Origin of the sequence: Bacillus haikouensis (genome assembly GCF_013179555.1) — a bacterium.
Taxonomy (GTDB): domain Bacteria; phylum Bacillota; class Bacilli; order Bacillales; family Bacillaceae_B; genus Rossellomorea; species Rossellomorea haikouensis_A.
Genome location: NZ_JABMCR010000117.1, coordinates 1 through 12,796, shown reverse-complemented (window position 1 = coordinate 12,796; position 12,796 = coordinate 1). Strand labels below are relative to the sequence as shown.

13 protein-coding genes are annotated in these 12,796 nt (G+C 42.3%); 1 reads left to right on the top strand and 12 read right to left on the bottom strand.

Translation table 11 applies throughout. The features are described 5' to 3' along the window. Both HP456_RS12400 and HP456_RS12395 read right to left on the bottom strand, forming a co-directional pair. On the bottom strand, positions 1 to 544 hold a 544-nt coding region (locus HP456_RS12400), incomplete at its 3' end, for a class I fructose-bisphosphate aldolase (RefSeq protein WP_172251502.1). 469 nt (positions 545 to 1,013) lie between these two features. After that, positions 1,014 to 1,892 (bottom strand): alpha/beta fold hydrolase, encoded by an 879-nt coding sequence (locus HP456_RS12395; protein ID WP_172251500.1) that lies wholly within the window; start codon positions 1,890 to 1,892, stop codon positions 1,014 to 1,016. A gap of 150 nt (positions 1,893 to 2,042) precedes the next feature. Here HP456_RS12395 and HP456_RS12390 point away from each other — a divergent pair, with 150 nt between their 5' ends. Further along, positions 2,043 to 2,753 (top strand): MerR family transcriptional regulator, encoded by a 711-nt coding sequence (locus tag HP456_RS12390; protein ID WP_172251498.1) that lies wholly within the window; start codon positions 2,043 to 2,045, stop codon positions 2,751 to 2,753. A 594-nt stretch (positions 2,754 to 3,347) separates the two neighbouring features. On the opposite strand, the gene HP456_RS12385 is transcribed toward HP456_RS12390, so the two are convergent. The 10 genes from HP456_RS12385 to HP456_RS12340 form a co-directional block, all read right to left on the bottom strand. Beyond that, on the bottom strand, positions 3,348 to 4,691 hold the full coding sequence (locus HP456_RS12385) for a hypothetical protein (RefSeq protein WP_172251496.1): 1,344 nt from the start codon (positions 4,689 to 4,691) through the stop codon (positions 3,348 to 3,350). Positions 4,692 to 4,760: 69 nt separating this feature from the next. Then, complete coding sequence (locus HP456_RS12380) at positions 4,761 to 5,858, bottom strand: tartrate dehydrogenase (RefSeq protein WP_172251494.1); 1,098 nt, start codon at positions 5,856 to 5,858, stop codon at positions 4,761 to 4,763. A gap of 12 nt (positions 5,859 to 5,870) precedes the next feature. Continuing rightward, on the bottom strand, positions 5,871 to 6,635 hold the full coding sequence (fabG, locus tag HP456_RS12375; RefSeq protein WP_376766210.1) for a 3-oxoacyl-ACP reductase FabG: 765 nt from the start codon (positions 6,633 to 6,635) through the stop codon (positions 5,871 to 5,873). Between the two features lie 7 nt (positions 6,636 to 6,642). Continuing rightward, positions 6,643 to 7,599, bottom strand: coding sequence for an NAD(P)H-dependent flavin oxidoreductase (locus tag HP456_RS12370; RefSeq protein ID WP_172251490.1), 957 nt, complete (start codon positions 7,597 to 7,599; stop codon positions 6,643 to 6,645). Further along, positions 7,596 to 8,012 (bottom strand): PaaI family thioesterase, encoded by a 417-nt coding sequence (locus tag HP456_RS12365; RefSeq protein ID WP_172251488.1) that lies wholly within the window; start codon positions 8,010 to 8,012, stop codon positions 7,596 to 7,598. The genes HP456_RS12370 and HP456_RS12365 overlap by 4 nt, the downstream gene beginning before the upstream one ends. Continuing rightward, positions 8,009 to 9,019, bottom strand: coding sequence for a hydroxyacid dehydrogenase (locus tag HP456_RS12360; protein WP_172251486.1), 1,011 nt, complete (start codon positions 9,017 to 9,019; stop codon positions 8,009 to 8,011). The genes HP456_RS12365 and HP456_RS12360 overlap by 4 nt, the downstream gene beginning before the upstream one ends. A gap of 30 nt (positions 9,020 to 9,049) precedes the next feature. Next, positions 9,050 to 10,240, bottom strand: coding sequence for a thiolase family protein (locus HP456_RS12355; RefSeq protein ID WP_172251484.1), 1,191 nt, complete (start codon positions 10,238 to 10,240; stop codon positions 9,050 to 9,052). A gap of 3 nt (positions 10,241 to 10,243) precedes the next feature. Continuing rightward, on the bottom strand, positions 10,244 to 11,404 hold the full coding sequence (locus tag HP456_RS12350; RefSeq protein WP_172251482.1) for an acyl-CoA dehydrogenase family protein: 1,161 nt from the start codon (positions 11,402 to 11,404) through the stop codon (positions 10,244 to 10,246). A 13-nt stretch (positions 11,405 to 11,417) separates the two neighbouring features. Then, positions 11,418 to 12,197: an enoyl-CoA hydratase/isomerase family protein gene (locus HP456_RS12345; RefSeq protein ID WP_172251480.1), complete on the bottom strand. Its 780-nt coding sequence runs from the start codon at positions 12,195 to 12,197 to the stop codon at positions 11,418 to 11,420. Positions 12,198 to 12,210: 13 nt separating this feature from the next. Next, positions 12,211 to 12,796, bottom strand: a 586-nt coding sequence (locus HP456_RS12340) for a 3-hydroxyacyl-CoA dehydrogenase NAD-binding domain-containing protein (RefSeq protein ID WP_172251478.1), incomplete at its 5' end; no start/stop codon positions are given.

Sequence of the window (12,796 nt, the reverse complement as noted above, 5' to 3'; positions counted from 1 at the left end):
TGTGGATATTCACTTCCGGTTCGATGATCGGAAGCAGATCAGACGCTATGATTCTCTTTCCGATTTCGAATTGCTGTTCCACCACAGCCTTGATCCCCGATTCATCCGGCTCATGGATGACCGAACGCATTTTGGTCCCGAATATATGCCGTTCATTGGCTCGGCGAAGCGTCTCATCCAGATCAGGATTCGGCTTCATGAGCTGCACTCCGTTTTCTTTTTCAGCCAGTCCTTTGTCCACTTTTAAGAATGGGACTATATTATGATCAGCCAGATAATCCGCCGTATACTTCCCCTCTACCTTACTGTCCATCGTCTGCTCGAACAGGATCACTCCGAGGATGTGCTCTGAGCTGAACGCGGGAGACGTGATAATTCTCGTGCGCATCTGATGCACCTGATCAAACATTTCATCCTCATTCGAATAGGAGTCCCCCATCACGCCATACGCTTCCAACGCTTTCGGTGTACTGCCACCGCTTTGATCCAGCGCCGCAATAAATCCTTTGCCATTCTTCATTCGTTCCAGTTGACTCTGATTCATACGTTCCACTCCTTTTCATTAACTCTTCTGGTAAAGCTTCCTCTATACTAGTTCCCCATTTTCACGGGAGTTAACATATATAATCTTGGAAATGGACGTTTATTCAGAGTTTGGGATCTATTTTTAATATAGTTAAGACACCTAATCACCATAAACGGAGACATCCCCAAGCGGATGTCTTCTTTCAGGTCACTCCCCTTCCTCAAGCCCTCTCTTATGAAACAAGTAGAACTCCCTGGCAAGATACGTGGGTGTATACGGCATATCCATTTCGCAGCCAGGCTTCGACCGTTCCCAACACGGCTGCCGCATCAGCCTGGTGCTTTCCTTCTTTATTAAAAAGGCAGAGCAGGCGCCTGAAGAGGCAGCTGGGTGATGTGGGAAAAGGCAGAGACCATGTGGTTTCTGCCTTTTTTATTGGGTATCTGGATGTTGTGGTGGAAAATATCAGGGTATCACATTACTATATTTAACGAGTTATATTCAAATTTTTAATCATCCAGTGCTTTATCAATGATAGGACCGTTCCAGGCTGCATAGCTTTTGTGTGATCCATATCATTTCCTTTTATGATTTCTATATCCCATCCAAGGTGTTCTAACTCTTGTTTATTTTTTTGAAGTATACCGATAATATCTACGGTTACACTGCCAAAGTTTTCTCCGTAAACAATCGTGTCTTTTTCCCCGGCGAACGCCAATCTTGGCATAACTAATTTATGCTGAATTGCTCGATCATCAAATTCCAATAAATTCTTGTACATTGTAACAAATTGTTTCGTTTGATTTGTGTCGATCTTTACCTGTATGTTATCCCAGTCAACCTTTTCTGGATTAACCTGATCATGTTCGTTAATGACAGGAGAATTTTGATTATACAAAGCTTGTTCGAATGTTTTATTTGTTACTGCCATCATTTCTTTATATGGACCATCTATTGGCGGAAAGCCACCCATGATTAAGCTTTCTACTCTATTTGTCCGAATGGCTAATTGCAATCCAACTAAAGCTAACCAGGAATATCCATAATAACTAAACTTCTTAACGTTCATTTCATCAGCTATTGTTATCAAATCTTTTACTATATTTTCAGGTGTGAGATTCTCAGGGTTCGGATGTTGCATACGGTGTCCTTCGTAGTCGAAATATAGAATCTGAAACTCGTCCACAAGCCCCTCAATAAAATGTTTTCCTAATTCGGGGTCTACTCCCCACAACTTCAAGTTTTCAGCTTCTTGTCCATGTACAGACTCTTTAGCAACTGGAAGCATGATAACAGGAGAGTCGGGATCCCCGACTAAACCAACCTTTAATTCTGATTCATCCGTAAGTTTTATGTTCTTCTCCATATTTATCACTCCTAAAATGTTTATACTATCATCGTATAACATTCATGCAATATTTCGGTTTTTCAACTTTCTCCCCTTATTTATTAGGCTTTTATTTAAAATATGTTAATGTAGCACTTGAAGGTTTTACTTTAAAAAAGGAGACTATAAATGAAGTCATACACCCCTAAACAAATGGCAAACGCCCTAAATGTCAGCACAACCACTTTGAGAAGATATGAAGCACAAGACCTCATTCCTCTTGTACCAAGAACGAATAGTAATCACCGATTTTATCAACCGATTCATTTCCAAGCTTTTACTACCATTAGAGCACTGTTAAAAGGATATGACATACCCATTGTTTACGAAGTTATGAGAATGATTAAAAGCTCAAGGTTTGAAGAAGCCTTATGGCTTGTGAATGAACAGCAATTCCAAATACAAGTGGAGAAACAGCGAGTGGAAGAAATCCTGACGATGATTCAACATGCTGAATTTACTCAATACAAAGATCTAAAATTAAAGGAATGTATGAGTATTGGAGAGTCCGCAAAAATAGCGGGAGTAAATACTTCAGCCATCCGCCATTGGGAAAATGAAGGATTAGTCCATTCAGAAAGAAATAAAGAAAACGGTTATAGAATGTTTTCGATATCTGAGCTTCGAAAAATACTGATAATAAGCAGTTTGAGAAAAACCGTTTATTATATAGAAAATATGAAGAAATTATTAAACGATCTAGACACACAAAACTACGATAAAATCGAACAATCCTTTCAGGTAGCATTGGAAAACTTGAACAATCAACTATTACTTCAATTAAAAGGAATTGCAGAACTGATGAAATATATACACTGTTACCAAGGATTAAATCCTTAAAAAAGAGATAAGCCCGCGCCTAACTCTACATCCAGGACAACGGTTCAATCGTATTAGAGGGATGCCATAATAAAACTTTTGTTTGTTCTATCACCACCAACTAATCCGATTTATATCATAATTGTTGTTTAACTATTAAAAGGTCATTCCACTATTTATTCCGATGCCCCTTTCTATTTAAAGAATTTTAAAAATCGCCTCCTTGCTCCCTCATTTGCAACTATCGATTTCATCGCCAATTGATTATCTTTCTATCTGTTTATAAATCTAACCCCATATGCCTAAAAAAAAGATCCCTCCCTCCAAACCGGATGACGAATCTTACCTTGTTTCGTTTATTATCATTAATATAATTCGAATCTATGAGTCCTCAAGCAATCAACTAAAAAAACAGTGCATCCTTCAGACTTGCCGGATACACTGTTTTCTATTTTACTCTTATTCGTTATAGGACATGCCCTGCATCAAAGTGTCGTCAAAAACATAGAAATAGCCGGGAAGTACGTAATCAGCATCAGGTCGAGAACCATTACCAGGATGAACGGGGTGACGGCCTGTATAAGTTTGTAGAGTGAGCTTAGGAACCGATCATCATCATATCCAATTCAAAATATAAACATACACAAAGGCAATAGCCGTTATCGAAAGAAAATAGACTCCATTCCACTTAAATGCAACTGTTACACCATTTCTCTGAACACACTGGCTGATGATAATATTCATAGCATTCAAAGGAGAAATGGCGGATGACAGCATCCAGGTAAAAATACACATAAACGCTACACTGGCGACAGCTACATTAGGCATGTCTGTAAAGTCCAACGAGGTTAAAATTAAGGGTGTAACGATAATTTGATGCACTCCGAGAAATGCCATAAAGGTAACCAAAAGGATGATAAAGAGAAACAAAACACCAATGGATTGTGTGGCCGACCACTTTATGGACATCTCCAATAGCTCTTTGACGGGTGTATGGGAAACAGCATTCCCGAACAGCCCTGCACTTAAGAATAGGCAAATTTCCATTTTTTGCGAGTGAAGCTTGTTCTTATAGAGAATAATTTCTTCCTTTACGATCGATTTCCTTTTCCGTAAGATCACCCAGGCTGCGGGAACCAGAAAACAAATGATGCTAACCAGGAGTAGCATGGTCTTCTGAAAAACCTGCTCCATCACAATCAACAACACAACCAATCCAAGCACAAAACCAAAGAGGAGATACATATCCTTTTTATCCCCTTTAGCATGTGAAACCATTACGTTTTTTTCCTCGGCTGCAGCAGTCTCTTCTACTATCTTAGGTCTAAAAAGAACGATTCCTACAGTCATTTGAATAACGGCAAAAATGACTCCTACGGCGACATATGAGAGATAGGTAATATCTAAATAAAATAAGACAATCCCCACTGAAGCAAAAAATGGTGACCAAATAACCGCCGGGGTAAACCCTACATAATAGGATCTTGATAGTAACTTTGACGGAAGGTGTATACTTTCCACAAACCCGTGAACAATCCTTAAGGCACCCATATTTAAGATAGGTGCCAGGGTTAGCATAAACGTGCTTATTCCATAAAACGTTTTCCTGGGGTTGCTTTTTAATTCGTTCAAATAAAGGATTACAGAATCAATGATCCCTTCTCTTCTCAGTGGCACTGACAGAAGTGGAGCTAAAATGAGAATCGATAACAGGGGCATATTCTGGGTGATTCCCTGGACTAGATCAAAGCCTGTATCTCCAACGGTATAGTGAATGATTCCCCCTGCAGTAAACAGAGCAAGTGTAAATATCCGGCCATTCCACTCTAATAAAGGAAGGAATAGTAAAAATACGGCAGTGGCCACTATGTTAAATACCAAACCAATATAAACGCTTGGCGCAAAAGCCTCAACAATATAAAGAAAACACATACTCATGATGAGAGAAAAACGTAACATGTTGTCCCTTCTCTCTTTAAGTCTCTTACAATCTACTACTCCAAATATGCCGTTCAGAGGGTGGGTTCCTTATCCCCTTTGTACTTTATCCTGAAGAGGAGCACGACGAATTAATACATTCCTGAATTCATCCCCGAGTTGTTCAGTAGTTGCCCCGCCGCCGAGATCAGGGGTTAGAATATCCTTTTGGGAAAGTATCTCCTGAATGGTTAACAAAATAGCACGCCCCCATTCTTTTTCACCAAAGTGATCCATCATCTGACTGACCGACCATATTGCAGCAAGAGGATTAGCAAGCCCCTTTCCGGCAATATCAGGAGCAGAGCCGTGGATGGGTTCGAACATGGAAGGATACTTTCGTTCGGGATTTATATTAGCCCCTGCTGCCAAACCAAGGCCTCCTGTAATGGCAGCACCTAAATCAGTTAAAATATCACCAAATAAATTGGAAGTCACCACAATTTCAAATCTTTCAGGCTGAAGGACGAAATAAAGGCTCGCTGCGTCCACCAGGTATGAGTAGGTTTGAACATCAGGATAATCTTTCCCTACTTCATTAAATACCTCATCCCAGAATACCATGGAATAATTAAGGGCATTCGCTTTGCTGATGCTTGTCAGGGTCTTCTTCTGTTTACGCGCTTCTTCAAATGCGTAACGAATAATCCGTTCCGTACCTTTCCGTGAAAATACTCCCGTCTGCAGTACTACTTCCTCCGGCTTTCCTTTAAAAAGCCAATCACCCGCTCCAGCATATTCTCCTTCGCTGTTCTCCCGAATCACTAGAAAGTCTATTTCCTTTTCACCTTTATTCTTAAGGGGGGTTAAATCAGAGTGTAAGAGTTTAATAGGTCTGAGGTTAACATACTGATCAAACTTCTTACGTATTTCCAATAGTAATTCCCAAAGAGAGATGTGATCGGGGACTCCTGGATATCCTACTGCTCCCAAGTAGATGGCATCGAATTCTTTCAATTGATCAATGCCATCGTCGGCCATCATCTTCCCGGTATCCACATAATACTCACATCCCCAAGGAAATTCCGTAAAGCTGAAAGAAAGCCTTGGATCGATTCCTTCAATCATCTTTAATACCTTTACACCTTCTGACACGACTTCAGGGCCTATCCCATCCCCTGGAATAAGGGCAATCTTCATATGTTTCATTTTCCTGACCTCCTATGCTTTTGGTCCCCCGGCAACATATAACACTTGACCGCTTATAAAGGACGAATCCGGGCTCGCAAAAAAGCTTGCGGCTTGTGCGATATCTTCCGGTGTACCTGCCCTGTTGACCGGAATTTGTTTCACTTTGGCTTCTATCAGTTCATCAAAAGTGATTCCAAGTCGATCTGCTACTTTCTTCGTCATGTCCGTCATGATAAAACCTGGAGCAATCGAGTTCACCGTGATATTATATTTCCCCAGTTCAATGGCTAATGTCTTTGTAAACCCCTGTATGCCCGCCTTAGCCGCAGCGTAATTAGCCTGACCTCTGCTTCCAAGTGCTGAGACCGAAGATAGATTAATGATACGTCCATAGCGATTTTTCACCATTAATTTCTGGGCAGATTTACTGCAAAGGAACGTGCCTTTTAAATGCACACTCATCACATCATCCCAATCATCTGGACTCATCTTATATAATAGATTGTCACGAATAATTCCTGCATTATTAATTAATATATCTACTTTCCCATGCTCACCTTCCACCTCGGCGAATAGCTTTTCAACATCCACTTCCTTGGTGACATCTGCTGCTACTGCCTTAACCGAAAGACCCTTATCAATGAACTGATGGTAAGTCTCCAATAAAACTTGTTCACGAATGTCTACTAAATAAACATACGCACCTTCTAAGGCAAGCTTCTTGGAAATCTCCCTGCCGATTCCCATGCTTGCCCCAGTCACAACGGCTACCTGATTCTCCAGGTTTAGCATGATTTCACTCCTATCTATGATTCTGGTATAATAGCTCAAGTTGTTCCTCGTATTCCGCTACGATGTTCTGTATGATCTCTTTAGCACTTCTAATTTCCTTGATTAATCCGATTGTCTGGCCCAATGAAATGACGCCTGAATGGTCATTTCCGGTAGCAAGTAATTCCTGATAGGATTCACCGCTAATATAAGGAAAAATCTCTTCTAGCGAAGCTCCTGCTCTCTCCTTTTCTACAAGCTCGATTGCACGTCCCGTTTTCATCACTCTCATTGCTTTTCCAATCGATTTTTTCACAAGGATGGTATCCGTTTCTTGTAAACCAATTAATTTACTTTTAAGTGAATCATGTAGACTGACTTCCTTTGAAGCTAAAAACCTTGTACCCATCTGAATGCCTTGCGCTCCTAAAGCAAATGCAGCAAGAGCAGATTTCCCTGTGGAAAATCCACCAGCTGCAATAACAGGTATTGATAGTTCCTCCACTGCCTTCTGAATTAAAGTAAGACTTGTAACGTCTTCTTTACCAGGGTGGCCGCCACACTCATAACCAACTACAACGACTGCATCACATCCGATCGCCTCTGCCTTTTTAGCAAATCTGACAGATGGCACTACATGAACCACTTTTATCCCGTTTCCTTTCAAACTGTTCATATATTTCTCAGGGTTGTTTCCAGATGTAAAGACAACTGGAACATGAGCTTCTATGGCAGCCTCAACAAATTCATCCATCGGCTTACGGATTCCAATGGCAATATTGGCTCCAAATGGCTTAGAGGTGAGTTTTCTTGCAGCCCTTATATCTTCCAACATGTCTTCCTTGGAAGAATAGCTCCCTGCTGTTATGAGTCCAAGTCCTCCCGCTTCTGATACTGCGGAAACGAGTGAAGATGTTCCAAGCCCCTGCAGCCCGCCCTGGATGATGGGATAGCGAATGTTAAACATCTTTGTTATTTCCGTATTCATCCTATTCTTTCCACCTTTGAGAGCTTAAATGTTCCAGTACAATGGCTCAGAAGTTCACCGTCATCCGTCTTTAATCTTCCTTCAATGAATACCGTATTCCGGTTTTGATGAATAATCGTTGCTTCCGAAAGTATCGTTCCTTCCACAACAGATTTTAGATATTGAATGTTCAAATGAAGCGTCGCTACTTCATCGAAACCCAGTGATCTTCCAGCCATCCCCATTGCTGTATCAAGAACAGACGCATATATGCCTCCATGAACTGAATTTCTCACATTAATAAACCCTTTCTGGATTGGAAGAGCCAGTAAAACATAGCCTTCTTTAAATTCTTTTAGTTGTAATCCGATGAAATTCCAGAATAGGCTATTTTCGAAATCAGCTTTTACATTCTGCAAATGATCTGCTGTCATGAAAATGCCCCCTTTCCATCTTCTGAAAGTTCAGCATGGTTGGCAATAACAGAAAGGTTCTCCCCATTTATCACACGGATAAGATTCTCTGCTATCAGGATGGAGGTCTGCCGTGCTGCTTCAAATGTGACCCCTCCAATATGTGGACTTATCGTCACTTGCTTCAGCTGAAAGAATGGATGATCAGTAGGCGGCGGTTCAGTTGTAAATACGTCGATTCCAGCACCAAGAATTCGATTCTGACTCAATGCCTCCGTTAAATCTTGCTCATTAATCACTCCGCCCCTGGCAGTGTTAATTAGTACTGCTGTTTTCTTCATATGCATCAGCAATTTATGATCAACAAGCTTATTTGTTTCTTTCGTTAGCGGGATATGTAAACTCACTGCATCACTTTCAGAAAAGACTTTTTCCAACGATGTGGTTAATTTCACGCCTATATCATCAGCAGCCTGCTGTTTTTCATTGTCAATACTTCTGACATACGCCATCCCCTTCATCCCGAAACCATGTACTAAAATTCTCGCAACCTTTTGAGCTATGCTGCCGAATCCAACAATGCCCAGTTGCTTCCCTTCCAGTTCATGGGTATATTCTCCATCCCTTGACTGAAAGTTTCCTGCTTTGGTTTTCCTATCAAAAAATGCTGTTTTTTTCATGACCGCCAATAGCAGGCTCACCGCATGTTCTGCGGTTGCCGTACTATTCAGTTTTGGTGCATGTAAAATGGGAATCCTCTTTGTCGTTGCATAACGTACATCAATATTATCAAGACCCACTCCTGCCCCAGAAATGGCTTTTACTTGCTGGCAACTCTCCAAAATAGCAGGTGTGATCCTGGCCGGAGCCCGGAGGATGATTCCATCGACATGATGTTGTTCGAGGTAATCGCATATCTCCCCTTCGTTAAATCCAGTAAACTTCTTTACTTGAGCATATTTGTTCAGTAGATCCTCCCCATCTGGATGATACATGGGAAGAATCTGAACAATATGAGGCTTATTCACAGCACCACTCTCCCTTTGAGACATCCCCGGCTAGACTTGCAGATTTTCAATAATTGTCGTTATTCCCTGGCCGCCGCCAATACAAAGTGTGACTAAACCATATTTTTCACCCCTGCGTTCCAACTCGTGAAGAAGCTTCGTCATCAGGATCGCTCCTGTTGCTCCAATTGGATGCCCCAAGGCAATGGCCCCTCCATTTACATTTACTTTGTTGATGTCCATACCTGATTCACGAATCACTGATAGCGCCTGGGCGGCAAAAGCTTCATTCAACTCGATCAGACCCATATCATTAATTGTGAGTCCACATTGCTTTAATGCTTTAAATGTAGAAGACACTGGTCCGATCCCCATTATTTCTGGAGAGACTCCGCTCACAGCCTGTGCGATGATTTGGGCTTTCGGCTTTATCCCGTATTCACTCACTTTATCCTCATTCATCATTAGAATCGCGGAAGCACCATCATTTCGGCCGCTTGCATTACCGGCTGTCACAGTGCCGTTTTCCTTAAAGACGGCCTTCAGCTTTGAGAGTTTTTCGATCGTCGTGCTCCGGGGATGTTCGTCAACACTAAATTGTAGAGTGTTTCGTTTCTCCTTATATTCAACTGGTACAATTTCCTTCTCAAACCGTCCAGATTCAATGGCAGACTGAGCAAGCTCTTGGCTTCTGAGGGCAAACTCATCCTGCTCCGATCTGCTGATGTTGAATTTTTCAGCAAGGTTTTCTGCTGTCAAACCCATCGTCAGGTTGCCGTACTTTTCGATAGGCTGGGAGCACGGTTGACTTTCCGTATTCGGATCCAGTACTTGCGAATTACCGACCTGAAATCCATACCGTGCATTTCGAATATAGTAGGGGGCTGTACTCATGCTTTCAGCTCCTCCAGCTATCACAACATCCGAATAACCAAGTCTTATTTGCATATCTGCATTATTAACGGCTTGAAGGCCTGATCCGCACTGTCTATGAACGGTATACCCGGTAACCTCGATCGGGAGCTGAGCCCGCAGTGCAGCGAGACGGCCAAGATTTGAGGTATCTGCACTTTGCTTTGCCTGACCGAGAATGACTTCATCTACTTCCACTTCAGTCTGACTTCGATTCAATACTTCCCTGATGACTTTCTCTGCAAGATGGTCTACAGGAACACCTTTTATCGTTCCTCCCATCCTCCCAATCGCTGTACGGACGGATTCAACAATATATGGCTGGTTCATTCCTTACACCCCCACATATGAGGATTCGCGTTTGAGTTCATTCGCAATGATGTTGCGCTGAATTTCAGACGTTCCTTCATAAATTTTTGTGATTCTGGCATCACGATAGTAGCGCTCTATTGGATAATCCCTCATATATCCGATTCCGCCATGTATTTGTACCGCTAAATCCGCGACTTTGTTATATACTTCCGAAGCAAATAATTTCGCTATGGCAGCTTCTTTCACTACCCTCTTTTTTTGATCGGTCATCCATGCAACACGATACGTCATCGATCTAAGAACCTCGATCTGCATACTTATTTCTGCAAGCATATGCTGAACGGCCTGTACTTCGATGATCGGTTTGCCAAACTGTTCCCGTTCCTGTGTATATTGCAGGCAATGTTCGAGAAGCTTCTCACATGATCCAAGGTTTCTTGCCGCAAGACCGGCGCGCCCATTCGCCAGAATTTTTAAAGCATTGATATAGCCCTGTCCTTCTGTTCCAAGGACGTTTTCTGCAGGAACCTCCATATTTTCAAAGAAGAGCTCAGCTGAATGAGATCCTTTTAATCCCATTTTCTCTTCTACTTTTCCTAAAACAAAGCCGGGGAAATCCTTTTCTACGATAAAGGACGTGATTCCTTTGGCTCCTTTGGCACGATCTGTTACAGCCATCACGGTAAATACATGCCCATCGACTGCGTTGGTAATATAGTGTTTGGAACCATTCAGGATATACTTATCTCCTTGTCTGACCGCAGTCGTTTTCAACGCTGCTGCATTGGATCCGGCACTTGGTTCCGTTAAGGCAAATGCGCCAATCCATTCTCCAGTGGCCATTTTAGGCAAATATTTCTGCTTTTGTGCTTCTGTCCCTAACTCGACGATCCCGACAGACCCTATCCCAGTGTGCGCCCCGATCAAGGTTGTATAGCCATTATGTGTTTTACCAAGCTCCTCATAGATGGCACATTTCCCCACCATATCAAGGCCAAGACCACCGAATTCTTCCGGGATACTTAAACCGAAGAGTCCCATTTCCTTCGACATTTCAACCAGCTTTTCCGGTATCATATCCTTCTCTTCAATTTCCATGGCCAAAGGTTCTGCTGCTTCTTTCACAAACTTCCGTACATTATCTCTTAAAAATGTTATATCCTCTGAAAAATTAAAGTCCATCTGTACCTCTCCCTTATTGATTAGTAAATTCCGCTGCTCGTTTTTCCAGGAATGCTGATGTGCCTTCCTGTTTATCCTCTGTTCCAAATGCTACAGCCTGTGAAAGCTTCTCTATCAGCATGGCTGTCTCGAGATCAATATCAAAGCCTTTATGAACAACTAGTTTTGCCAGTTTGATAGCAACCGGACCTTTTTTATAAATCTGAGCGGCCACCTCTTCTACTTGCTTATCCAATTCACCATCAGGAGCAAGATAGGAAACAAGGCCGATCCTTTCTGCTTCCTCTCCATCAATCATCTTACCGGTGAGAATCATATCAAGGGCCCGTCCCTTTCCAATAATCCTGGAGAGGACCTGTGTCCCTCCTGCTCCGGGAATGATCCCAAGGTTGAGCTCAGGCAAACCGAACGTTGCTCTTTTTGCAGCAACCCGTATATCACAAGCCAAAGCAAGCTCGCATCCCCCACCAAGGGCATAGCCCTCTACAGCCGCGATCGTCACTTTGCTGCATTGTTGTATTTTTTTATATAGTCCCTGCATCCCTGGTATCAGGGCATCCAGCATGTTCTTTTGTTGCAGCTGCAAAATATCTGCTCCTGCAGCAAATGACTTTTCCCCGGCCCCTTTTACCACAATGACCTTTATTTCATCGTTTGCTTCTGCCCATCCGAAAGCATCCTCCATCTCTTGAAGGGTTTCGAGGTTCAGGGCATTTCGGAATTCCGGACGGTTGATCGTCAGCCACATCGCCCCCTGTTCGATTTGAACAAGCAAATGTTCATACTGATGCACGCTCTCATCCCCCTTAAGAATAGTGATAAAAACCACTTCCGCTCTTTTTCCCAAATCGTCCTGCTTTTACGTATTTAAGCAAGAGAGGACTAGGTCGATATTTTTCACCTAGTGTCTGATGCAAGTACTCCATATTTCTTAACCGGGTATCCAACCCTACTAAATCTGCCAACTCAAGTGGTCCCATCGGATGATTGAGTCCAAGCTTCAATGCTTTATCAATATCTTCAGCCGAGGCCACACCCTCCATCAGCATATTCATCGCTTCATTTCCAATCAGGCAATTCATTCTGGAAGTGACAAACCCAGGCAATTCATTTACTTCGACGGTTTCTTTCTTGAGTCTCTCGCCGACTTCTTTCACACGTTGTACTGTTGCGTCAGATGTCTCCAATCCACGGATGACTTCGATCAGCTTCATTTTATGAACAGGATTAAAGAAATGCATGGCCACCACTTTATCCGGACGCGACGTTTGAGCCCCAATTTCTGTCGGACTCATAGTTGATGTATTAGTGGCTAAAATGGTCCCTTCAGAACAGATAGAATCCAGCCTTTTGAAAATATCAATCTTTAATTCCATTTTTTCAAGAACAGCT

Excerpts from the sequence above, each read along its gene's own strand:
- HP456_RS12395 (WP_172251500.1), bottom strand. The coding sequence starts at position 1,892 with ATGGAGAAGAACATAAAACTTACGGATGAATCAGAATTAAAGGTTGGT.
- HP456_RS12365 (WP_172251488.1), bottom strand. The coding sequence starts at position 8,012 with ATGACAGCAGATCATTTGCAGAATGTAAAAGCTGATTTCGAAAATAGC.
- HP456_RS12350 (WP_172251482.1), bottom strand. The coding sequence starts at position 11,404 with ATGGACTTTAATTTTTCAGAGGATATAACATTTTTAAGAGATAATGTA.
- HP456_RS12370 (WP_172251490.1), bottom strand. The coding sequence starts at position 7,599 with ATGAATACGGAAATAACAAAGATGTTTAACATTCGCTATCCCATCATC.
- HP456_RS12385 (WP_172251496.1), bottom strand. The coding sequence starts at position 4,691 with ATGTTACGTTTTTCTCTCATCATGAGTATGTGTTTTCTTTATATTGTT.
- HP456_RS12380 (WP_172251494.1), bottom strand. The coding sequence starts at position 5,858 with ATGAAACATATGAAGATTGCCCTTATTCCAGGGGATGGGATAGGCCCT.
- HP456_RS12355 (WP_172251484.1), bottom strand. The coding sequence starts at position 10,240 with ATGAACCAGCCATATATTGTTGAATCCGTCCGTACAGCGATTGGGAGG.
- HP456_RS12390 (WP_172251498.1), top strand. The coding sequence starts at position 2,043 with ATGAAGTCATACACCCCTAAACAAATGGCAAACGCCCTAAATGTCAGC.